Source organism: Arthrobacter sp. C152 (genome assembly GCF_054890965.1).
Window position 1 is genome coordinate 1 of sequence record NZ_JBTZSU010000026.1, and the last position, 22,487, is coordinate 22,487.

A 22,487-nucleotide genomic window follows, 5' to 3' on the forward strand; every position below is an offset into this window, starting at 1 on the left:
GGGCTCGGCGAAGCCGTCGTCGTCGACGTGGCAGTAGGCGTCGGGCTCGGCGAAGTTGTGGCCGTTAACGTTGGCGTGGGACTGGTGGTTGCAGTGGGTGTTGGCGACGCTGCCGGAGTGTAGGTGATAACGAGTTGAGGCGGATTGGAGGTTTCCCGGGAGGAAAGGGAACCCTGGGCGTCGGAGGACGTATTGAGCTCGAAACTCACAGGTCCTATGCCCGGAATGGAGGAGGTTGGCAAGCTGGTCGCCACGTATTTGTTGGCCCGCAATGATGCCGTGCGGGCAAGTTCCTCGGGATGCCACGTGGGCCGCGTGGCATACGTAACTGTTGATTCATCCCACATCGTTTCCGCCGGGTGGATAACAAGGCTGCTGTTTGCGGTCCGTTTGGAATAGACACGCAAATTGACGCCAGTGACGGTGGCACCTGTTGGAATCGAGACATTGAAGCGCAACAACACATGGTACTGGGCGCCGGAAACTGCCAGTGTGGTGGCAGCACCGTAATTGCTGTCTGGGGATGCAGTGGAAATGTAAGTGTCAGCCACGGCAGCCAGGGTCAGCGTGTTGCTGACAGCAACGGCTGACAGGAAACCTCCGACCCCCAGCAACGACACCAGGACGAGGAGCGAAAAGACAATTATCGAGGCCGCTAAAGCCCTGATCTGTGACATCCTAACTTCTCCCCGGACGGCTGTTTGAAAGCTGATGGGATGAATTCCGCAGCAGTTGTTTTGCCGCTCTTTCCGGAATATTTCTCCGCTTCAGAATTCGGGTCAAGCGGAATTACGCCGCCACCCCCCCATTTTCAAATAGGGTAGGAAGCGGGTCAGTTGCCCTTGACGTTGACCAGCTGCCGCAGCTTGTGCCGCACGGTGACGAGGTCCGCGGCGTCCTGCATGACCTGGTCGATCGGCTTGTACGCGGCCGGGATTTCGTCAATGAAAGCCTCTGACGCGCGGAACTCGATGCCGCGCATGGCCCGCTTCAGTTCCTCCAGCGTGAACGTCTTCCGGGCGGCGTTGCGTGAGTATTCGCGCCCAGCCCCGTGCGGGGAGGAGTTCAGGGATTCCGGGTTGCCGCGCCCCACAACAACGTACGACGCCGTCCCCATGGATCCGGGGATCAGTCCGGGATCGCCGAGGCCGGCTTTGATGGCCCCCTTGCGGGACACCCAGACTTTCTTGCCGTAATGCGTCTCCTGCTCGGTGAAGTTGTGATGGCAGTTGATCCGCTCAAGTTCCCGGACGGCCCCGCCCACCCAGTGCGAGAACTGCGCGCTGACGCGGTCCATCATTTCCTCGCGGTTCAGCAACGCGAAGTGCTGGGCCCACCGCAGCTCCGCGATATAGCGGTCGAACTGCGGGGTGCCTTCGTCCAGGTACGCCAGGTCCGGGTGCGGCAGATGGACCTGGTGCTTCCGGCCAACGTGCTGGGCGACGCCGATGTGGTGCTGGGCAATCCTGTTGCCGACGCCCCGCGAGCCCGAATGCAGGAAGAGCCACACGCCGTCGTGCTCATCTGCCGAGACCTCGATGAAATGGTTCCCCGACCCCAGGGAGCCCAGCTGCAGCTCCCATTTGGCGACGTACTGGGCAGGGTTGAATCCTGCCTTGGCGGCCCGCCGCTTCAGCTCCGCGACCCGGGGCTCCGCCGTGGCCATGACCTGCTTGTTGTTGTGCCCGGCGGACAGCGGAATGACGCGCTCAATCTCCTCGCGGAGGCGCTTGCGGTCCTTCGGCAGGTCCTTCACGGAGTACTGCGTCCGCACGGCGATCATGCCGCAGCCGATGTCCACGCCCACGGCCGCCGGGATGATGGCCCGCAGCGTGGGGATGACGGAACCCACGGTGGCGCCCTTGCCCAGGTGCGCGTCGGGCATCAGGGCCAGGTGCGGGTAGATGAACGGCAGCTGCGCGGTCATCACGGCCTGCTCGCGGGTCTGCGGGTCCAGGATGGACGCCCAGTTGAGGAGCTTCGGGCTGATCGTTTCCAAGGCTTCGCCTCCCGCTGGTGCCGACGAGGACTAACGTGGAGTCCAGGCTAGTCCCGCACTTTACCGAGGAGACGCCCCATGGTGAACGTCCACACCGAAGTTGTCATCCACAGGCCGCGCCCGGACGTGGCGGAGTTCGCGGCCGACCCGGACAACGCGCCGCGGTGGTATGTGAACATCCATAAGTCGCAGCGGCTGACGGACGGGCCCCTCGGGGTCGGTTCCAAGGCGGCCTTCACCGCGAAGTTCCTCGGCCGGGAGCTGAACTACACCTACGAGTTCGTCGACTACGTGCCGGGCGAGAAGCTGGTGATGCGGACCGCGCAGGGCCCCTTCCCCATGCAGACCACCTACACGTGGGCGGACGACGGCGGCGGGACCCTGATGACCCTGCGCAACAGCGGGAGCCCCTCGGGTTTTTCGAAGCTGGCCGGGCTGGTCATGGAACCGATGATCCGCCGCGAGAACCGCAAGGACCTGCACCGGCTCAAGGCGCTCCTCGAAGGCAGGCACCCCTAGACGCAGAGCACCTACTGGGTGCGGGGCACCCGGTGCCGGACCGCGCGGACGGCGGGCCGTGCCTCCAGCAGGCGCCGCACGTTGAACCAGCTGAACATCGCGAGCCCAAAGTAGAGGGTCAACTCCAGCACTTCCCCGTACTCGGAGATCACGAACGTGGGCTCCTGCCAGATCAGCAGGCGGAAGAGCCGGTATGCGGCGGCCAGCAGGAACGACGGCACCAGGCACAGCGGCGGAACAAGCAGCCGCCGGGACGCAACACTCTTCCACCGCTCCCCCAGCCACACCGCCACCAGCGGAACGCAGGCGCCGTAGAGGCTGGCCAGGAGCATGGCCGCGGGGACGAACTCCTGCACACCCCGGATGTTGTGCAGGTTGGTTTCATCCTGGCGGTTGATGGACTCCATGCCAGCCGGTGTCTGCCAGCCGAAGATGCGCTGGCCCCAGGAGATCTCCTCACCCGCCAGGAACACGACGCCGACGGCGATCACCGCATACAGCACCGCCATCCCCTTCTGCCCCCTCCGGTACAGCCGGAACGCGAGGAAGGCCAGGAAGAAGATGGCGGCCACGAGGCAGGCGAACTGCGTCCATTCGATCGGGTGGTCCTCGTCCACCAGCCAGAGATAGAACTCCTTGAACGGGACAGTGGCCGCCACAACTGCGGCGAGGCCCACGGGCAGGAGCGCGAGCAGTTTCGCCTGGCCCTGGGCGATTCCCCACTCCTGGGAATCACGCCTGAAAATGTCAGCCGCCCGCGTGGACCAGCGCTGGACCGTTTCCATCCTGCCTCCTCAACGGCACCTGCCAGGGCATGCAGACCCGGGCATCGACAAAGCAATGCCTGAGCTTTTCACGCCGCCAATGGCCAGGGAACACCCCGCGGAAACGTTTGTGGTTAACGTGCGGGATGCCGCAGAAACGCGAAATCGCCGGAACGCTGCCGGGGTAGCCGTAGCGTTACGGCGACCTTGCAGCGTTCCGGCGATCCGGACGAAAACTAGATGCTGTAGCGCTCGTCCTCGTGGTCGCCCGGGTGGTCCTTGACCAGGCCGGCGGCCAGCGTGTTGCCGTCCAGCGGGTCGATCACCAGGAAGGCGCCGGTGCGGCGGTGGTGCAGGTAGTTCTCCAGAGGCAGCGGGGCGGCGAGCCGGAGCTGCGCGTGGCCGATGTCGTTGAGTTCCAGGCTGGAGGCACCTTCAAGCTTGAAGGTGGCCAGGTCCAGCTTTCCGGAGACGCTGCGGATCATGGCCTGGACGGTGCGGGTGCCGTGCTTGACCAGGACCTTCTGGCCCTCGCGCAGCGGCTTCGGGGACAGCCAGCACAGGGCCGCGTACAGGTCGGCCGAGGCTTCGCGGACGGTGCCGGCGGCGGCGATGGTGTCACCACGGGCGACGTCGAACTCGTCCGCCAGGCGGATGGCCACCGACTGGGGCGCGGCGGCTTCCTCCAGCGAGGATCCGGCGAAGTCGATGCCCACCACGGTGGTGGTGCGCGGGGCCTGGCCCGGCGTCAGTACGGAGACCTTGTCCCCCACCTTCACGGAGCCTTCGGTGATCTGACCGGCGTAGGCGCGGTAGTCGCGGTAGGCCTCCACATCCAGGCCGGCGGCGACGGCGTCGGGGGCCAGGGCGCCCTGCGGCCGGATCACCAGCTGGACCGGGAAGCGGAAGCTCTCCAGGTGGCTCTCGAGTTCGTCGGCGGCGGGCAGGGTCTCGAGGACCTCCAGCAGGGCCGGGCCGGTGTACCAGGGGGTCCGCTCGGAGCGTTCCACCACGTTGTCGCCGTCGAGCGCGGAGACCGGGATGACCAGCAGGTCGCTGATGCCGTCCGAGCCGAGGCCCAGTTCGCGGCCCACCTGCTGCACGTCGGCTTCGATGTCGCGGAACACGGACTCGCTGAAGTCCACCAGGTCGATCTTGTTCACGGCCACGATCACGTGCGCCACGCGCAGCAGCTGCAGCACGGACAGGTGGCGGCGGGTCTGCTCCAGCACACCCTTGCGGGCGTCAATGAGTACGACGACGGCATCCGCGGTGGACGCGCCCGTCACCGTGTTCTTGGTGTACTGCACGTGCCCGGGGCAGTCGGCCAGGATGAAGCTGCGGCGGTCGGTGGCGAAGTAGCGGTAGGCCACGTCGATGGTGATGCCCTGTTCCCGCTCGGCACGCAGGCCGTCGGTCAGGAGGGCCAGGTCGATGCCGCCCTTCTCGCCGCCGAAGCCGCGGTCCGCGGAGGTGCGGGCAACGGCGTCGAGCTGGTCGGCGAGGATCGCCTTGGAATCGTGAAGGAGGCGGCCCACCAAAGTGGACTTGCCGTCGTCGACCGATCCTGCGGTGGCGAAGCGGAAGAGTGTGGTGGGCAGGCTTTCGTTGATTGAGCCTGTCGAAATCTCGGAAATCGTGCTCATTAGAAGTACCCGTCCTTCTTGCGGTCTTCCATGGCTGCCTCGGAGATGCGGTCATCTGCTCGGGTGGCGCCACGTTCGGTCAGGGTGGAGGCGGCGACTTCGACCACGACGTCGGACACCGTGAAGGCGTTCGACTCCACGGCGCCGGTGCAGGACATGTCGCCCACCGTGCGGTAGCGGACGGTCTTGGTGATGACGTCCTCGCCCTCGCGGGGCTGGGACACTTCGCCGACCGCGCGCCACATGCCGTCGCGGGCAAAGACCTCGCGCTCGTGGGCGTAGTACAGGCCGGGCAGCTCGATGTTCTCGCGCTCGATGTAGCGCCAGATGTCCAGCTCGGTCCAGTTGCTGATGGGGAACGCGCGGACGTGCTGGCCCACGGTGTGGCGGCCGTTGTAGAGGTTCCACAGCTCGGGGCGCTGGTTGCGCGGGTCCCACTGGCCGAACTCGTCGCGCAGGCTCAGGATGCGCTCCTTGGCGCGGGCCTTGTCCTCGTCGCGGCGGCCGCCGCCGAACACGGCGTCGAACTTGTTCTGCTGGATGGCGTCCAGCAGCGGGACGGTCTGCAGCGGGTTGCGGGTGCCGTCGGCACGCTCTGCCAGCTCGCCGCGGTCGATGAACTCCTGCACGGAGCCGACCACGAGCTTCAGGCCCAGCCGCTCCACGGTGCGGTCGCGGAACTCGATGACCTCGGGGAAGTTGTGGCCGGTGTCCACGTGCAGCACGGGGAACGGCACCTTGCCCGGCCAGAACGCCTTGGTGGCCAGGTGGAGCATCACCACGGAGTCCTTGCCGCCGGAGAACAGCAGCGCGGGCTTCTCGAACTCGGCGACGACCTCGCGGATGATATGGATCGCTTCGGATTCGAGGGTGTCCAGGCTGGAGAGGCGCGTGGATACGGCGGCGTCAGTCACCTGGGTCTCCTCGGATAGGTAAGTGCTCATACGTGTAGTCCGCATTCTGTCTTGTCGGTACCTGCCCAGCGGCCGGCGCGGGGGTCTTCGCCGGGCGCCACCTTGCGGGTGCAGGGCTGGCAGCCAATGGAGGGGTAACCCTGGGCAAGGAGCGGGTTGACGGGCAGGAGGTTGTCCTCCGAGTACTGGACCAGCTGGTCGAACGTCCAGGCGGCCATCGGGTTGACCTTAACCAGGCCGTTCTTGTCGTCCCAGCTGACCAGCGGGGTGTTGGTGCGGGTGGGGGCCTCGTCGCGGCGTACGCCGGTGAACCAGAGTTCGTAGCCGGCCAGGGTCCTTTGCAGCGGCGCCACCTTGCGCAGGGCGCAGCACTGGGCGGCGTCGCGGGCGAAGAGGTCCTTGCCGAGCAGCCGGTCCTGCTGCTCCACGGTGTTCTCCGGCAGCACGTCCACCACGTTGACGCGGAGGTTCGCGGCCACCTCATCACGCGTGGCGTAGGTTTCCGGGAAGTGGTAGCCGGTCTCCAGGAACAGGACGTCGACGCCGGGCATCTGGTCCGCCACGAGGGCCGGGAGGACGGCGTCGGCCATGGAGCAGGCGACGGCGACCGCGGGCAGGTCGAAGTTGCGTTCCACCCAGGCGATCACGTCGCGCGCGGGGGCATCCCAGCCGAGCTCGGCGGCGCCGGCTTCGGCCAGGGCCTTCAGTTCCTCTTTACTACGGAGTGCAACGGTCACTGGAGTGCCTCCTCATCTGCTGCGTGGGCCCATTCGGCGAAGGTCTGGCCCTCGGCCCGGTCGGCGACGAACCGGCGGACGACGCGCTCCACGTACTCGGGCAGGTCGTCGACGTATACCTTCAGGCCGCGGACGGTGCGTCCCAGGCCGGCTTCCTCGCGGTTGTTGTTGGCCAGCCCGCCGCCCAGGTGGACCTGGAAACCCGGGGAGGGGTCGCCGTCGGGCGTTGGCAGCATCATGCCCTTCAGGCCGATGTCCGCCGTCTGGATGCGGGCGCAGGAGTTGGGGCAGCCGTTGATGTGCAGGGACAGCGCCTGCGGCAGCTCGCCGGAGGTGGCAAGGTCGCCCAGGCGGCGTTCCAGCTCGGCCACGGCGGTGGCGGCGGTGTGCTTGGTCTCCACGATGGCCAGCTTGCAGTACTCGATGCCGGTGCAGGCGATGGTGCCGCGGCGGAACACCGACGGCCGGGCGGACAGGCCCAGGGTGTCCAGTTCGGCCACCAGCGGTTCCACCTGGTCCTTCTCGACGTCCAGGACGACGATCTTCTGGTGCGGCGTCGTGCGCAGCCGGTAGGAGCCGCGGGCCTCGAGGGTGTCGGCGAGCTTGACCAGCGAAGAACCGGAGAGGCGGCCCGCGATCGGGGTGGCGCCGATGAAGAACTTGCCGTCCTTCTGCTCGTGCACGCCCACATGGTCGCCGGGAGTGGCGGGCTTGGGCGCGGCAGGGCCGTCGGCCAGCTTGTAGCCCAGGTATTCGTCCTCCAGGATCTGGCGGAACTTCTCCGGACCCCAGTCGGCGAGGAGGAACTTCAGGCGGGCCTTGGTGCGCATGCGCCGGTAGCCGTAGTCACGGAAGATGCTGGTGACGCCGAGCCAGACGTCGGCGGCTTCCTCGGGCCGCACGAACGCGCCGAGGCGCTTGCCGAGCATCGGGTTGGTGGACAGTGCGCCGCCCACCCAGAGGTCGTAACCGACGCCGAGTTCAGGGTGGCGGACGCCCACCAGCGCGCAGTCGTTGATCTCGTGGACCACGTCCTGGCTGGGGTGGCCGGTGATGGCGGTCTTGTACTTGCGCGGCAGGTTGGACAGCAGCGGGTTGCCGATGAACCGCTCCCCCAGCTCGGCGATGAGCGGGGTGGGGTCGATGATTTCGTCCTTGGCGATGCCGGCCACGGGCGAGCCCAGGATGACGCGGGGCACGTCGCCGCAGGCTTCGGTGGTGGACAGGCCAACACCTTCGAGCCGCCGCCAGATCTCGGGGATGTCCTCCACCTGGATCCAGTGCAGCTGGATGTTCTGCCGGTCGGTGAGGTCAGCCGAGTCGCGGGCGAAGTCCACGGAGATCTGGCCGATGACGCGCAGCTGCTCGGTGGTGAGGGCGCCGCCGTCGATGCGGACGCGGAGCATGAAGTACTTGTCCTCGAGCTCATGCGGCTCGAGCGTGGCGGTCTTGCCGCCGTCGATGCCCTGCTTGCGCTGGGTGTACAGGCCCCACCAGCGGAAGCGGCCGTGCAGGTCCTGGCCGGGGATGGCGTCGAAGCCTTCCTTGGCGTAAATGGTCTCGATACGCTCGCGCACGTTGAGGCCGTCGTCTTCCTGTTTCCAGGTTTCGTTGGCGTTCAGCGGCGTCTTGCCATCAACCTTCCACTGCCCGTGCGGCTTTGCGGCAGGGCGGGAGGGGCGGGCGGGGCGCTTGGGGGCAGCGGAGTCCGCGGACGCTCCGGCTAGAGCTGTATCAGTCATGCATCGACTGTAGGGCGCCCCCGAATTGCGTCACAAAGACCCGGAAACGCTAAGTCACCTAGGGAAATATTTCGTCACGAAACGCCGGACGGCCTTGAAGAACCCACCCTCCTGTGCATCCGGGGAGGGCTGCGGGGAGGCTGCCTCGCCCGGCTTGGCGGGCGCCTGGGATTCGGCCGCGGGCGGCGTTTCGTTCATCTTGACGACGGCGGCGTCGTACCTTTCCAAAGCGATCTCGGCGAGCGTCCGGGACGGCAGCAGGGGTTCGGTGACGACGTCGGCCCCGGCCTTGGCGAGCTGGTCGTGGAAGTAGCCCGGCGCCAGGAGGTATGAGGCAATCACCACGCGTCCGCCGACGTCGACCGCTCCTGCCGACTCCCCCGCCCCGGCACCCCCGGCGAGCTCCTCGCGAAGCATGGCGACGGCGTCGGGCACTGACGGCTGGGCCGAGGCACCGTAGGCGGCCACCATCCGGTTGGAGCGCAGCCGCTGCAGCTGGCCCAGCAGTTCCTCGACGCTGACGGCGGCGTTGGGGTTGGACGAGCCGGCGGCGGCGAGCACGATCACGTCGTTGTCCGTGGTCCCGGCCTCGCGCAGGCGCTGGTCCAGCAGTTGCGCAAGGCGCGCGTCCGGACCCAGCGGCGCGGCCGCGGCGCTCCCCGGGCGGCTCTTCACGGCCCGGGCGATGTCCACCTTCACGTGGTAGCCCACGCTCAATAGCAACGGCACCACGACGGCGGGCTCCCCCTCCGGCAGGCCCGCCACCACATCCACCAGGTCCGGCTGCTGGACGTCCACGTAGGCTTCCCGGACGTCCAGGCCCGGGCGCAGTGCGGCGATGGCGTCCCGCAGTGCGTTGACTTCCGCGGCCCCCTGAGCGTTGGACGTGCCATGGGCGCAGGCGATCATGATGGGGCTGTTCATAGGGGCTAGCGTAACGTTGGAGCCGCCCTGTCCGCCCTCTTTGAAAATGCCGGGACGCTCCATGACATTCGCCTTTGACAACTCCCCGGTGTGGCTGGACCTGCTGGGCGTGTTCTTCTTCGCGGTGTCGGGCTCGCTGCTGGCCGCACGGAAGCAGATCGACATTGTCGGGTCCCTGCTGCTGGCGTCCCTGGTGGGGCTGGGCGGCGGCGTGATCCGCGACATCATCCTGGCGGTGGTGCCAGCGGCCTTCACCAACCCCGCCTACCTGGCGCCCCCGCTGCTGGCCACGGTGCTGGTGTATTTCCTGTTCTCCAGCGTCCAGCGCTACACCTCCCTGCTGACGCTCTTCGATGCCGCCGGGTTGGCGCTGTTCTGCATGACCGGCACGCTAAAGGCGCTTGCCACCGGCCTGAACCCGGTGGCATCGGTGCTGTTGGGCGTGACGACGGCGGTGGGCGGCGGCCTGCTGCGTGACATCACCGCCAACGAAGTGCCGGAACTGTTCAACCCCAGGGACATCTACGCGCTGCCGGCATTCGTGGGCTCCTCGCTGACCGCGGTGCTGTGGGTACTGGGGGTGTTCAACGTGCTGACCGCCGCGGTGATCGCCGCCCTCGTCTTCACGTTCCGGGTCCTGGCGTGGCGGCGCTCCTGGCAGGCTCCGCTGGCCGTCCGCGGGTGGCACCGCAGGCCCGGCGGCCCGGGTGTGTGAGGGCATCCGGCATGTCATTTTGGGGGTGCCCGGATTAGCTAGGATATGAGCATGACTGACATGTTCCTCGAGAAGTTCAAAGCGCTTGTTCCGAAGTATCTCGAGGATGAATGGCAGGAAGAGGACGGCCTGGCGCCCGCGGAACTCGATGCCGCGCTGGCCGAGCACCAGTTCCAGATTCCCCTGGTCCTGCGCGAGTTCTACCTGGCACTGGGCGGCTGCGAGGACCTGATGGAGGCTTACCACTTCTTCTGGGACCCGGACGAGCTCGAGGTGGATGACGAGGGCTTCCTGATGTTCCTCGAGGACGAGGACGAGGAGTACACCTGGGGCTTCCGGGTGGGCGACCTCAGCATCCCGGACCCCATCGTGTACCGCAGGAACAACGCCCGCGGCCAGTGGAAGTCCGAGGAAGGCACCTTCTCTGAGTTCGTCTTCGACATGTTCGAGTGGGCCTTCGAAGAGGAAGCGGAAGAGTAGGGTCTTCCCTCCCTTCAGTGCCGCCCGCTGGATTTCCCCACCTTTGAGGGCTCCCGACGGCGTGTCCCCGGATTTGACGGTGCGTCCCGGGCTTCCTGGTCCATACCTGGGGAATTTCAGCGGATGACCCGGCCCCTGAGGACCTGCCAGACCTCGGAAATGATCTTTTGCGGGTTGTACACGACCTCGGCGTAACCGTAACGCAGCACGGCGTAGCCGCTAAGGGCGCTGGCGTTGTTCCGCAACCGGTCCTTCTTGACCTGTCTAGGCTCCAAATGGCTGCTCCCATCTATCTCGACAATCAGAAAGCCCTCCAGCAGGAAGTCGACAAACCCAATCTCCGGCAGGTCCACCTGGGTCTGGGTATGGATACCCTCGGCACGGAACAGGATGCGCGCCACCACTTCGATGGGCGAATCGGCTGTTCCGTCGACCAGTTCCAGTACTTTACGGGCGGTCCCGTTCCGGTTTCCCGGCAACCGTTGGCGCAGATACGGCAGCGTCGTGACACCCAGCCGGACGGCGCTTTCAACAATGACGGCGGCCTCGACCTCCGGAAGGCAGCGCAGGCTGTGCACCAGGATGTCGGTGGTGCTGGCAACCGGCTCTGCGGTCCTGTGCGGGACCAGCGACTCCCGGTGCACCACCGTATCCGGCGGCCCGCCGTGCCGGCACAGCAGGTGAATCCTTTCCGGCTGGTGCAGCAGCCACAGTCCGCGGTGTCTGGCCCCGGAGGCACAGGTGAGGAGTCCGTTGCCCATGACCGCGGCCACGAGGTCCGGGGCGGCGCCGGGAAGGGCCACTACGCCGTGCCGGAGGCGGCGAACAGCACCGGACGCCACGGCGTTGCGGACGTCCCGGTCCGAGAACCCGGCGCGCAGGACTGTCGCCGTACGGGCAACAGAGCCGGCGTCGCTGAGGAAACGGCAGAGGTCCATGTAGCCAGCAGAGCCGATGACCGGCCACTTTCGGCAGCGTCCGGTGGTGCTATGTGCATAACCATGCTGCTGGAATTCCCCAGGTTTGCGGGGTTCCCCCGGCGCGCCGCGCGAACCCGCCGGCACAATGGGCCACCGCCCGCTGAAACATGGGGAGACTCAGCAGAAAAGCCCATGACACTACTCGTAAACCAGGGCTTGCATATTGTGACAAAGCTGTCATAAGCTATTCACGGATCCGCTAAACGCCTCCGGCGGATCTGATGCGAACGGAGAGATAGCCCCGGTTCACGGCAACTTAGTTGCTGCGGACCGGGGCTATCCCGTTAAACAAGAAGTCCGGCCAAAGAAGAAGCCCGGCACCTCCAGAAGAGGCACCGGGCTCCGGGAAACTTCCCAGGGTCAGCTGGCGCGGTCCACCACGGCCAGCGCGAAGTTGGACAACGAGTCCTTGACCACGCCTTCGGGCAGCGGGGCCAGCGCGGCGATGGCTTCATCGGCCCAGCGGCGCGCCACAACCCAGGACTCGGCGGTCACCGGGTGCTCGCGCAGCCCGGCCACGGCGGCCGCAAGGGCTTCGTCGGAGGTCAGGTCGCCGTCAATCAGCGTCAGGAGTTCGACGGCGGACTGGTCGCCATCGGCGGCAGCCTTCCGCAGGAGCAGCACCGGCAGGGTCGGTACGCCTTCGCGCAGGTCCGTTCCGGGGGACTTGCCGGACTTCACCTTCACGCCGGTGACGTCGATGACGTCGTCGGCGAGCTGGAAGGCCACGCCCACCTTCTCACCGTATTCCACCAGCACGTCCTCGTAGGCTTCGTCGGCGCCGGAGAAGATGGCTCCGAACTGGCCGGAGGCTGCCACCAGGGAGCCCGTCTTGTCCGCGATCACCGACAGGTAGTGCTCGATCGGGTCCTCGTCCGGGCGCGGCCCCACGGTCTCGTGCAGCTGGCCCAGGCACAGCCGCTCGAAGGTGCGCGCCTGGATGCCGAGGGCCCGGCCGCCGAGTTCGGAGACCAGGATGGAGGCGCGCGCGAAGATCAGGTCGCCGGTGAGGACGGCCACGGAGTTGCCCCACACCTCGTGGGCTGTGGGGGCGCCGCGGCGGAACGGGGCGGAGTCCATGACGTCGTCGTGGTACAGGGTGGCCAGGTGGGTCAGCTCAACCACGACGGCGGCGTGCACCACGGCGGGCAGGGACGCGTCGCCGAGGTGTGCGCAGAGCAGGGTCAGCAGCGGCCGGATGCGCTTGCCGCCGGCTTCCACCAGATGCCGCGACGTTGCGTCAGCCAGGGGATCGGAGTTGGCGATGGCTTCGCGGAGCTTCTTCTCCACCTTGGCCAGGTTGGTGGTGATGGCGGGGCCCAGTTCGGCGTCCCCCGCGATGGCCGCGAAGCCTGCCGGCAGCTGCAGTCCCGTGGCAATGGCGGTGGTGTTGAGGCTGGGTTCGGAGTCCGGCAGGCCGTGCCCGGCGTGCGTCCAGCTGTGGTCTGCGGAGTTTGTCACGGGTTAACCCTAACTTTTTGTTGCGGATACCGCTGATTCGTAGCTGGCGATGTATTGGTTGTGCCCGGGACCAGCGATTCCAGGACGCGGATCACCCGGACCTCGAAGCCTTTCGCGGAGGGGTCCGTGAGGTTGGCCAGGAGCCGGACCACGAACCGCATCAAAACCGGGATGGGCATGCCGGTCCGCAGGGCGAGCTTCATGACGGCGGGCTTGCCGATCAACGCGGCGAAGGCCCGGCCGAGGGTGAAGTGCGAGCCCCACTGGCCGCGCACGTAGTCCGCGTACCGCGACAGGTGCGCATCGGCGTCGTACGTTCCGCCCAAGGCAGCCGAACGGGAGGAGGCGTCGATGATGAACTCGGCCGCAAACCGCGCCGACTCCATCGCGTAGGAGATGCCCTCACCGTTGAACGGGGACACCATGCCACCGGCGTCGCCCAGCAGGAGCAGGCCCGGAGCGTAGTGGGGTGTTCGGTTGAAGCCCATGGGCAGCGCGGCGCCGCGGATCTCGCCCACTTGGTTCTCCGGTGTGAAGCCCCAGTCGGCGGGCATCCCGGCGGTCCATTCGCGCAGTACCTGCTTGTAGTCCAGCTTGCCGAATTCCTTGGAGGAGTTCAGGATGCCCAGGCCCACGTTGGAAGTGCCGTCGCCCACGCCGAACACCCAGCCGTAGCCGGGCAGCAGTTTTCCGTCGCGGCCGGGGAGCTCCAGCCAGCCTTCCATCCAGTCGTCGTCGGTGCGCGGCGAGGTGAAATAGGTGCGGACGGCAACGCCCAAGGGCCGGTCGTCACGCTTTTCGATTCCGAGGGACACGGCCGTGCGGGTGGAGTTGCCGTCGGCAGCGAGGACGACGTCGGCAGCAAAGTCGCGCGTCTCCCCCGTCTTGCGTCCGGCACCGTCGAGGAGCGCTGCGCGGACGCCGGTGACGCGGCCGGCGTCGTTCCGGAGGGCATCGGTGACGCTGTGCCGCTCCAGGATCGTGGCGCCGGCGGCCTGGGCGTGCCGGGCCAGTTCCTCGTCGAAGCCCAGGCGCGTCCGGATCAGCCCGTACTGCGGAAAGTCGGACACCTCGGGCCAGGGCAGTTCAATGGTCCGGCCCCCGGCGATCAGGCGCAGGCCCTTGTTCCGGCGCCAGCCCTCGTTTTCAGGGTGCGGCAGGCCGAGCTTCTGGATTTCGCGGACCGCGCGCGGGGTGAGGCCGTCGCCACAGACCTTCTCCCGCGGGAACGCAGTTTTCTCCAGGGCGGTGACGTCGATGCCCGCCTTGGCGAGGTAGTACGCGGCAGTGGACCCGGCCGGGCCTGCGCCGACAATCAGTACCTTCACAGGTCAGCGGGCGATGTTGCGGCGCAGCTTGGCCACCGGGCCTTTGTGCGCGGCGATGGCCGCAGCGGCGCTTTCCTGGGAGTCCGCCGGCTTGAAGGCGCGGTGGACGGCCACGATGCCGCCGGTGAGGTTGCGGTAGGTGACCTTCTCCCAGCCGCTTTCCTGCAGCCACGCGGCCAGGTGGTCCTGGTCCGGCCAGGCGCGGATGGACTCGGCCAGGTAGACGTAGGCGTCCGGGTTGGAGGCCACCTTGACGGCGATGGCCGGCAGCGCGCGCATCAAATATTCGGTGTACATGGTGCGCCAGAGCGGGACCACGGGCTGGGAGAACTCCGCGATGACCAGCCGGCCGCCGGGCTTGGTGACGCGCAGCATTTCCTGCAGCGCCTTCCTGGGCTCGTTCACGTTGCGCAGGCCGAAGGAGATGGTGGTGGCGTCGAACGTGTTGTCCGCGAACGGCAGGTTGGTGGCGTCACCGGCGACGAAGTTGATGTCCGGGCGGCGGCGCTTGCCAACCTTGAGCATGCCCAGGGAGAAGTCGCAGGCCACTACATCTATGCCGGCGTCGGCATAGGGCTCGCTGGAGGTACCCGTTCCGGCCGCGAGATCCAGGACCCGCTGGCCCTTGGAGACTTCCATCGCGTCCACCACGATCTTCCGCCAGCGGCGGGTCTGCCCCATCGACAGGACATCGTTGACGACGTCGTATTTAGGTGCGACGTCGTCAAACATCGTGGCTACTTCGTCCGGACGCTTATCCAAGGATGCTCGGTTCACCATGACATTGTCTCAAATGTTCGCGAACGTCCTGACCAGCACCTCCCGCCCTTCGCGGCGGGGGCGACGGGAGGGCCGCCGTTCGCGCGGGAGTAGTGTTGTCTCATCATGACGAGCACGTTCCGCACCTTGACAGTCCCCCTGGATGGCAAAGCGTTCCCCGGGGGACTGCCTTCGTTTCTGGTACGGGACGACGCCCTCTGCTGGACCCGCCGCGAGGCCGGCCTGGCGGGCTTCGGCGAGATCGCGCGTTTCACCGCCACCGGGCCGGAGCGGTTCCTTGAGGCGGACATCTGGTGGCGGCACCTGGTCCTGGAGGCCGATGCCACGGACGCCGTGGAGCTGCCGGGCACCGGTCCCGTCGCTTTCGGTTCCTTCGCTTTCTCCAAGACATCCACGTATGAGTCGCGGCTGATCGTGCCGGAGATCGTGGTGGGCGTGCGGGACAACCAGGCGTGGCTCACCCAATTGACCTTCGACGAGGGCCCGCTCACCGAAGGGACGGCCCTCGCCGCTTTGGACCGCTGGCTGGGCACAGCGGGGCCGGCCGCCGGCAGCGCGTCAGGCAGTGACGGCACGACGGCGGCAGCGGACTCCGCCGGGGACGGAACCTTCGGCGCCGTGCCCGGCCGGGCGGGGGGCGCCGTCGTACGCCCGCTCCCCCTGGCGGCCGGCGCAACCCTGCACACAGGCTCCCTGAGCGAGGAAGCGTGGATGGATGCCGTGGCCGCGGGCGTGGCCGAAATCCGCACCGGCGCGCTGGAAAAGCTGGTGCTGGCGCGCGACGTGGTGGCAACTATTCCTTCCGGCGTACATGCCGCGGATGTCCTGCGCGAGCTCGCCGCCCGGTACCGCGAATGCTGGACGTACGGGGTGGACGGGCTGGTCGGGGCAACACCGGAGATGCTGATCCAGGTGGAGGGCCGCACCGCCCAGGCCCGGGTGCTGGCCGGCACCCTGGACCGCCGCGACGCGCATGGCGAGGACGGCCCACCGATGGATTACGCCACGCGGGTGCTGGCCGGGTCCGAGAAGCAGCGGCATGAGCATGAGATCGCCATCCAGTCCCTGACGTCGCAGCTGGCGCCGTTCTCGGAAGCCATGAACGCCCACGACGAACCCTTTATCCTGGAGCTGCCCAACGTCTGGCACCTGGCCTCGGACGTCAAGGCCGAGCTCACCGAGGTGGAGGGCCATGTGCCCACATGCCTGGCGCTGATCAACGCCCTGCACCCGACGGCGGCTGTCTGCGGCACGCCCACGCTGGTGGCCGGCGAGCTGATCCGCAAGCTGGAACACCTGGACCGCGGCCCCTATGCAGGGCCGGTGGGGTGGTTGGACGCAGCGGGCAACGGCGAATGGGGCATCGCGCTGCGTGGCGCCGTCATCGAATCATCGGAGACCGTCCGGTTGTATGCCGGATGCGGAATAGTGGACGGCTCGCAGCCGGAGGCTGAACTGGCTGAAACCTGGGCCAAGTTCCGCCCCATGCTGGAGTCCCTGGGCATCAGCAGCTGAGCCTCTGCCGCGGCCCGTGAGGGTGCGGAGTCTGGAATAACAGACAACTCCACCGCGGAAAGGCTTGATTTTAGCCCCGCTACAGTTATCCAATAGTGAAACTTAGTTGCGTGTGACGTACCTCTCTTGTCGGGCGTTACACTATAAGCCGCGTTAGTACCTCATAGCCCCTGCAACAAAAGGTAAGAAATGCAGACTCCCCGTACCCTCCTGGGCAATTCCAAGCTGGCAGCCGCCACCATGATCGCCATCAGCGCCCTGGCCCTCTCAGCATGCACCAACGCCTCGGAAACGGGTCCCTCCAGCGCGGCCACCTCATCCGGCAGTGCCAGCGCCAGCTTTGACCCCACCACCGTCAAGAAGGACGACGCCCTCGCTGCCATGGTCCCGGACGCCATCAAGTCCAAGGGCACCATCACCGTAGGCTCCGACACCAGCTACGCCCCTGCCGAGTTCCTCGGTCCGGACGGCCAGACTCCCGTGGGCTACGACGTCGACATCGCAAAGGCCATTGGCGCCACCCTCGGCCTCAAGGTCCAGGTCCAGACCGCCGAGTTCACGGGCATCCTCCCGGCCCTCGGCCCCAAGTACGACCTCGGCATCTCCTCGTTCACCATCAACCCGGAGCGGCTGGGCGCCGTCAACATGGTCAGCTACTTCAACGCCGGCACCGCCTGGGCTGTTAAGAAGGGCAACCCCAACAAGTTCTCCCTGGACGACGTCTGCGGCAAGTCCATTGGCGTGCAGACCGGCACCGTGCAGGAAGACCCTGACCTGGCCGAGCGCAACAAGAAGTGCGTGGCCGACGGCAAGAAGCCCATCGACATCGTCACCCTGAAGAACCAGACGGACGTCACCACCCGCCTGGTTAACGGCAGCATCGACGCCATGGCCGCCGACTCCCCCATCATCGGCTACGCCCTGACCCAGACCAACGGCCAGCTGGAGAAGCTCGGCGACGTCTACGACTCCGCTCCGCAGGGCATCGCCGTGGCCAAGGCCGACACCGCGTGGGCCGACGTCATCCAGAAGACCGTCACCAAGCTGATGGAAGACGGCTCCTACAAGAAGATCCTGGACGGCTGGGGCAACTCCGAGGGCGCCATCACCAAGTCCGAGGTCAACCCGGCGGTTAAGTCTTGAGTTCTCGCCTTACCGACGACAAGTCAGGTGTGCACATGGAACACCAACACAAGGATGCACCGGTACTGAACAAATCAGTGCCGGTGCGCCACCCCGGCCGCTGGATCAGCGCCGTCATCATCCTCGCCCTGATGGTGGTGTTCCTGCAGAGCCTGTTCACCAACCCCAATTTCCGCTGGGACATTGTGGGCACCTACATCCTGGACGTGAAGGTTGTCCAGGGTGTGGGCTGGACCCTCCTGCTGACAGTGACCTCCATGGCCCTCGCCATTGTGCTGGCGATCCTGCTGGCGTTCATGCGGCAGTCCGACAACCCGGTGTTCCGCTGGTCCAGCTGGGTGTGGGTGTGGTTCTTCCGGGGCACTCCTGTGTATACCCAGCTGGTGTTCTGGGGCCTGATCGCGGTGCTGTACCCGAAGATCAGCGCCGGCGTCCCGTTCGGACCTGAGCTTTTCAGCCTGGACACGGCCTCCATCGTCAACGCCACAGTTGCGGCGATCCTGGGACTGGGCCTCAACGAGTCCGCTTACCTGGCGGAGATCTTCCGCGCTGGCCTGAAGTCCGTGGACAAGGGGCAGATGGAAGCCGCCGAGGCCCTCGGCATGGCCAAGGGCAAGATCATGTGGCGGATCATCCTGCCGCAGGCGATGCGGGTGATTGTCCCGCCGACCGGCAACGAAACCATCGGCATGCTGAAGACCACCTCACTGGTCCTCGCCGTCCCGTTCACCCTTGACCTGACGTTCGCCACGAACGCGCTGGCCAACCGCACGTACCTGCCGGTTCCGCTGCTGATCGTGGCAGCCATCTGGTACCTGGTGATTACCAGCATCCTGATGGTGGGCCAGCACTTCATCGAGGCCTACTACGGCAAGGGCGTGGACAACGCGGCTCCGGCAGCGGTGAATCCGGCTGCGGCCAAGGCGGCCGGCGCCGGTGCGGATGCGCACCACTCAATGAAGACGGACTTCCCCGAGGAGAGTGCACGATGACGGTCACAGCAGAAAAGCCGCTGGTCAAGATCGAAGGCCTCCACAAGTACTACGGGCACCACCATGTCCTCCGGGGCATCGACATGACCGTCAAGCAAGGTGAGGTATCGGTGGTGATCGGGCCTTCGGGTTCCGGCAAGTCCACCATGCTGCGCTGTGTAAACCTGCTCGAATCCATCAGCGCGGGGCGGATTTCCGTGGGCGGCCAGCTCATCGGTTACCGCGAGGTCAATGGCAGGCTCCACGACCTGAAGACCAAGGAAATCGCAGCCCAGCGCCGCGAGATCGGCATGGTCTTCCAGCGGTTCAACCTGTTCCCGCACAAGACCGCGCTCCAGAACGTCATGGAAGCACCGGTCCACGTGAAGGGGCAGTCCAAGGCTGCCGCCCAGAAGCGGGCGCTTGAGCTGCTGGACCGGGTGGGGCTCGGCGACCGTGCCGGCCACTACCCCTCCCAGCTTTCCGGCGGCCAGCAGCAGCGCGTGGCCATCGCCCGGGCCCTGGCCATGGAGCCCGAGCTCATGCTCTTCGACGAGCCCACCTCGGCACTCGACCCCGAACTGGTGGGCGATGTGCTGAACGTGATGAAGGACCTCGCGAAGTCGGGCATGACGATGATCGTGGTGACCCACGAGATCGGCTTCGCCCGCGAAGTCGGGGACACCCTGACGTTCATGGACGGCGGCGTGGTGGTGGAATCGGGCGACCCCCGCGAAATCATCGCCAACCCGCAGCACGCACGGACCAAGGAATTCCTGGGCCGCGTGCTCTGAGGAACCTCCTGCCAGAACGGCGGCCGCTGCGTGAATCCCACGCGGCGGCCGTCGTTTTTGCCCTACTGCCCGGCGAGCACTCCCTCGACGGCGGCAGCCACCGCTTCCTTGATGCGCGCATGGAGCTGCCGCAGCGACCCACGGTCGGTGCGGACCTCCACGATGCTGCGCCCCCGTACAGGCCGGGCCAGCGCTTCGGCGAGTCCCGCCGTCGTACTCACCATTGAATGCCCGACGCCGTACGCTGTGGCAAGTGCCGCGATGTCCACGGAGTGCGGGGTGCCGAAGAGGCGCTCGACGGCGTCTCCGTAGCGGCCGGACTCCTCGACGCCGCCGTGTTCGAGCAGCCCGAAGATGGCGCCGCCGGAGTCGTTCAGGACCACGATCCGCAGGTCGGGCTGCTCCTCCCCCGCGCCCAGGAGGAGGCCGCCGGCGTCGTGCAGGAACGTGATGTCGCCCAGCAGGACGGTGGTCTCCTGTCCGCCGCCCAGGGCGATGCCGGTGGCGGTGGAGATGGTCCCGTCGATGCCGGCCAGCCCGCGGTTCGCGTACACGGTGGCTGCCGGTTCCGGTGCGGGCAGCCCTGCGAGGTCCACGTCACGGATCCCGTTGGAGGAGCCGAGCAGCAGCTGCCCGCGCGCAGTCTTCCACACCAGCGAAGCGACGGACGGCCCGGTGGCGGCGGCCTTCGCAGACAGCACCTGGTCCAGCGCGTGCTGCGCCGCCGACCCAGCCAACAGCCAGGTGTCCAGCCACGAAGAGGCCCCGCGGCCGACAAAGTCTGCGAGATCGGCGAGGTTCTCCAGAGGCAGTTCGGTGCGCCGTCCCGGCTCGTACCAGGCCACGGGAACCGGCTGGTACAGGGCGGATTCGACGTCGGCACGGGCCAGGAGTGCGGCGACCGGACGGGACAGCGTGGGCCGGCCGAACAGCACCACCCGCTCGATCGGCTGCGCCGAACCGGGCCCGAAATGTTCCAGCAGCAGCCGGTACGGGCCCACCGCGTTGGGCCCGAACCGGGAGTTGGAGGAGGGTTCGGCGAGCAGCGGCAGGTTGTGGGAGCGGGCGAACGCCTCGGCGACGGGCCCGGCGTCGTGCCCTGCGAGTACAACCGTGCGGCGCTCCGGCAGGGTGTCCGGGGCCGGCGGCAGGTTCATGACCAGCGGCTCGGTTCCCACCCGGTAGCGCTGGTGCTCCACGGTGGCCGGCAGCCCCTCTCCAGGCGACGGAACCAGCGGATCCCGGAACGCGAGGTTCAGCTGCACCGGCCCCGGCGGCAGGTCCGGGAACGCGCCGGTCGCGGCGGAGAGGCCGGTCTGGATGGCCCGCTCGGGACTCGTGCCGGCGGGGACGTCGGCGGCGAAACGGACCTGCTCGCCGAACAGGTCCGGCTGGACGGTGGTCTGGTTGGCACCGGTTCCCCGCAGTTCCTCGGGCCGGTCGGCGGAGAGGACAATCAGCGGGACGGCGGCATGGTTGGCCTCCATCACAGCAGGCATGAGGTTCCCGACGGCGGTCCCGGACGTGGTGAGCACGGCTGCGGGCGAGCCGGTGGCCAGGGCCACGCCCAGGGCCGTGAACCCGGCGGACCGCTCGTCGATCCGGACCAGCAGGTCCACCCGTCCCGCGGCCGAGGCCTCGGCCAGCGCGTACGCCATGGGGGCCGACCGCGAACCCGGCGACACCACCACGTGCCGCACGCCGCCGTCGAGCAGGACGTCGACGGCGATCCGCGCCGCAGCAAGCGAGCCCAGCCCGGCGTCAGCCGTGTCGGCGTTGGTGCTGTCAGCGTTGCTTCTGTCGGGCGTGGATGCGGCGGAGGTGTCCGGGGCAGATTCGTTGGGCGAAGTCACCAAACAAGTCTGCCACCCCGCCCGTCTCCCGTGGTCCCGCGTTGCTGAGGACAGCGGAGCGGAAGCTGACACGAGTTAGGTAAACTTCAGCCAAGCACACTGATTACGCACATTGAGGACCCGTCACATGAAGCGCAAGGCCACTGCACTCGACGTTGCCAAGCTGGCAGGCGTCTCGCGGAGCGCCGTATCACTGGTGCTGAACGGACGCGGCGACGGCAACGTGGCGCTCGAAAGCCAGCAGCGGATCCGCGAGGCGGCCGCGGCGCTCAACTACTCCCCCAACAAGATCGCCCTGAGCCTGCGCAACCAGCAGTCGCGGGTCATCGGCATCGTCTCCGACCAGGTTGTCACCAGCCCGTTCGACGGCAACATCATCGCCGGGGCGGATGCGGTGGCCCGGGAACACGGGTTCGTGACCGTGGTGATGGACACCGAACTGGATGAGTCCCGCGACGAAAGCGCTGTGGAAACCCTGCTGGACCGCCAGGTGGACGGCCTGATGTACGTGACGGTCGGCCTGCGTCCGCTGCACGTCCCCCCGAACATGGACCGGGTGCCGTCGATCCTGGCCAACTGTTTCGACGACCGGCCCGATGCAGGGCTCCCCGCGGTCCTTCCGGATGAGGTCCGCGGCGGCCGGGAAGCGGCTGAGCACGTCATGTCCCTGGGCCACCGCGACATCGCCTTCCTCGCCGGCGACTCCCTGACCCCCGCGGCACCACTCCGGATCGAGGGCTACCGCGAAGCGTTCGCCGCTGCGAAGATACCCGTCAACGAGGACCGGGTGATCCAGGTGGGCTGGGACATCGATGCCGGATTCCACGGCACCTTGAAACTCCTGGAGGGCGTGGACCCCGCCGCCCGGCCCACCGCCATCCTGTGCGCCAACGACCGCCTGGCCATCGGCGTCGTCCTGGCCTGCTACCGCCTGGGCCTGAGCGTCCCGCAGGACGTCTCGGTGATGGGCTACGACGACGAGTTCCGCGTGGCCAAGGCCATGGTCCCGGCGCTCAGCACCATGGCCCTGCCGCTCCGGGAAATGGGGGCCGCCGCCATGACGTCGCTGCTCGCCGACGTTGCGTCGGCACCAGGAACGGCCGACGACGGCGGGCCGGGTACCGGCGCCGGCGCCCCGGCCGAAACCCTGGTTCCCTGCCGCCTGGTGGTCAGGGATTCCACCGGCCCGGTCCCGGCCGGGCGCTGAACAGCTGACCGGCCG

At 67.3% G+C, this 22,487-nt stretch carries 21 protein-coding genes; 8 read left to right on the forward strand and 13 right to left on the reverse strand.

The genetic code is table 11. From position 1 onward, the window contains the following. Positions 1-677, reverse strand: a 677-nt coding sequence (locus ACYSM9_RS15795; RefSeq protein ID WP_461857905.1) for a CBM96 family carbohydrate-binding protein, incomplete at its 3' end; no start/stop codon positions are given. Positions 678-832: 155 nt separating this feature from the next. Next, on the reverse strand, positions 833-1,999 hold the full coding sequence (locus ACYSM9_RS15800; protein WP_461857906.1) for an RtcB family protein: 1,167 nt from the start codon (positions 1,997-1,999) through the stop codon (positions 833-835). 78 nt (positions 2,000-2,077) lie between these two features. Between ACYSM9_RS15800 and ACYSM9_RS15805 the strand changes: the two genes are divergently transcribed. Then, complete coding sequence (locus tag ACYSM9_RS15805; RefSeq protein WP_461857907.1) at positions 2,078-2,518, forward strand: SRPBCC family protein; 441 nt, start codon at positions 2,078-2,080, stop codon at positions 2,516-2,518. An 11-nt stretch (positions 2,519-2,529) separates the two neighbouring features. On the opposite strand, the gene ACYSM9_RS15810 is transcribed toward ACYSM9_RS15805, so the two are convergent. From ACYSM9_RS15810 to ACYSM9_RS15835, 6 genes are all read right to left on the reverse strand, one after another. Further along, a complete protein-coding gene (locus ACYSM9_RS15810; RefSeq protein ID WP_461857908.1) occupies positions 2,530-3,303 on the reverse strand; it encodes a hypothetical protein in 774 nt (257 codons plus the stop codon). A 215-nt stretch (positions 3,304-3,518) separates the two neighbouring features. Then, a complete protein-coding gene (locus tag ACYSM9_RS15815) occupies positions 3,519-4,928 on the reverse strand; it encodes a sulfate adenylyltransferase subunit 1 (RefSeq protein ID WP_461857909.1) in 1,410 nt (469 codons plus the stop codon). Next, positions 4,928-5,872: a sulfate adenylyltransferase subunit CysD gene (gene cysD / locus ACYSM9_RS15820; RefSeq protein WP_461857910.1), complete on the reverse strand. Its 945-nt coding sequence runs from the start codon at positions 5,870-5,872 to the stop codon at positions 4,928-4,930. Before cysD ends, ACYSM9_RS15815 begins: the two co-directional genes overlap by 1 nt. Continuing rightward, the gene (locus tag ACYSM9_RS15825; RefSeq protein WP_461857911.1) at positions 5,869-6,579 is read right to left on the reverse strand and encodes a phosphoadenylyl-sulfate reductase; all 711 of its coding nucleotides are present in this window, start codon (positions 6,577-6,579) and stop codon (positions 5,869-5,871) included. Before ACYSM9_RS15825 ends, cysD begins: the two co-directional genes overlap by 4 nt. Next, positions 6,576-8,321, reverse strand: a complete 1,746-nt coding sequence (locus ACYSM9_RS15830) for a nitrite/sulfite reductase (RefSeq protein WP_461857912.1) — start codon at positions 8,319-8,321, stop codon at positions 6,576-6,578. Before ACYSM9_RS15830 ends, ACYSM9_RS15825 begins: the two co-directional genes overlap by 4 nt. Positions 8,322-8,375: 54 nt before the next feature. Next, on the reverse strand, positions 8,376-9,245 hold the full coding sequence (locus tag ACYSM9_RS15835) for a sirohydrochlorin chelatase (RefSeq protein ID WP_461857913.1): 870 nt from the start codon (positions 9,243-9,245) through the stop codon (positions 8,376-8,378). Positions 9,246-9,306: 61 nt separating this feature from the next. On the opposite strand from ACYSM9_RS15835, the gene ACYSM9_RS15840 reads away from it, so the two are divergent. Both ACYSM9_RS15840 and ACYSM9_RS15845 read left to right on the forward strand, forming a co-directional pair. Then, entirely contained in the window at positions 9,307-9,960 is a 654-nt protein-coding gene (locus ACYSM9_RS15840; protein WP_461857914.1) for a trimeric intracellular cation channel family protein, read from the forward strand. Positions 9,961-10,011: 51 nt separating this feature from the next. Then, complete coding sequence (locus ACYSM9_RS15845) at positions 10,012-10,440, forward strand: hypothetical protein (RefSeq protein WP_461857915.1); 429 nt, start codon at positions 10,012-10,014, stop codon at positions 10,438-10,440. A gap of 116 nt (positions 10,441-10,556) precedes the next feature. Here the strand turns inward: ACYSM9_RS15845 and ACYSM9_RS15850 are convergent, their stop codons facing one another. From ACYSM9_RS15850 to ACYSM9_RS15865, 4 genes are all read right to left on the reverse strand, one after another. Beyond that, positions 10,557-11,378, reverse strand: a complete 822-nt coding sequence (locus ACYSM9_RS15850) for a DUF559 domain-containing protein (protein ID WP_461857916.1) — start codon at positions 11,376-11,378, stop codon at positions 10,557-10,559. Positions 11,379-11,780: 402 nt separating this feature from the next. Continuing rightward, positions 11,781-12,881 (reverse strand): polyprenyl synthetase family protein, encoded by a 1,101-nt coding sequence (locus tag ACYSM9_RS15855; protein WP_461857917.1) that lies wholly within the window; start codon positions 12,879-12,881, stop codon positions 11,781-11,783. Further along, a complete protein-coding gene (locus ACYSM9_RS15860; RefSeq protein WP_461857918.1) occupies positions 12,878-14,209 on the reverse strand; it encodes a geranylgeranyl reductase family protein in 1,332 nt (443 codons plus the stop codon). The genes ACYSM9_RS15855 and ACYSM9_RS15860 overlap by 4 nt, the downstream gene beginning before the upstream one ends. 3 nt (positions 14,210-14,212) lie before the next feature. Continuing rightward, positions 14,213-14,986, reverse strand: a complete 774-nt coding sequence (locus tag ACYSM9_RS15865) for a demethylmenaquinone methyltransferase (RefSeq protein ID WP_461857960.1) — start codon at positions 14,984-14,986, stop codon at positions 14,213-14,215. A 108-nt stretch (positions 14,987-15,094) separates the two neighbouring features. Between ACYSM9_RS15865 and ACYSM9_RS15870 the strand changes: the two genes are divergently transcribed. From ACYSM9_RS15870 to ACYSM9_RS15885, 4 genes are all read left to right on the forward strand, one after another. Beyond that, complete coding sequence (locus ACYSM9_RS15870; RefSeq protein ID WP_461857919.1) at positions 15,095-16,504, forward strand: isochorismate synthase; 1,410 nt, start codon at positions 15,095-15,097, stop codon at positions 16,502-16,504. Between the two features lie 189 nt (positions 16,505-16,693). Continuing rightward, positions 16,694-17,647: an ABC transporter substrate-binding protein gene (locus tag ACYSM9_RS15875; RefSeq protein WP_461857920.1), complete on the forward strand. Its 954-nt coding sequence runs from the start codon at positions 16,694-16,696 to the stop codon at positions 17,645-17,647. Positions 17,648-17,682: 35 nt separating this feature from the next. Beyond that, positions 17,683-18,639 (forward strand): amino acid ABC transporter permease, encoded by a 957-nt coding sequence (locus tag ACYSM9_RS15880; RefSeq protein ID WP_461857921.1) that lies wholly within the window; start codon positions 17,683-17,685, stop codon positions 18,637-18,639. Next, a complete protein-coding gene (locus tag ACYSM9_RS15885; protein WP_461857922.1) occupies positions 18,636-19,412 on the forward strand; it encodes an amino acid ABC transporter ATP-binding protein in 777 nt (258 codons plus the stop codon). Before ACYSM9_RS15880 ends, ACYSM9_RS15885 begins: the two co-directional genes overlap by 4 nt. 62 nt (positions 19,413-19,474) lie before the next feature. On the opposite strand, the gene menD is transcribed toward ACYSM9_RS15885, so the two are convergent. Then, positions 19,475-21,265, reverse strand: coding sequence for a 2-succinyl-5-enolpyruvyl-6-hydroxy-3-cyclohexene-1-carboxylic-acid synthase (gene menD / locus ACYSM9_RS15890; RefSeq protein ID WP_461857923.1), 1,791 nt, complete (start codon positions 21,263-21,265; stop codon positions 19,475-19,477). 127 nt (positions 21,266-21,392) lie between these two features. Between menD and ACYSM9_RS15895 the strand changes: the two genes are divergently transcribed. Then, entirely contained in the window at positions 21,393-22,472 is a 1,080-nt protein-coding gene (locus ACYSM9_RS15895) for a LacI family DNA-binding transcriptional regulator (RefSeq protein WP_461857924.1), read from the forward strand. Positions 22,473-22,487: the final 15 nt, after the last annotated feature.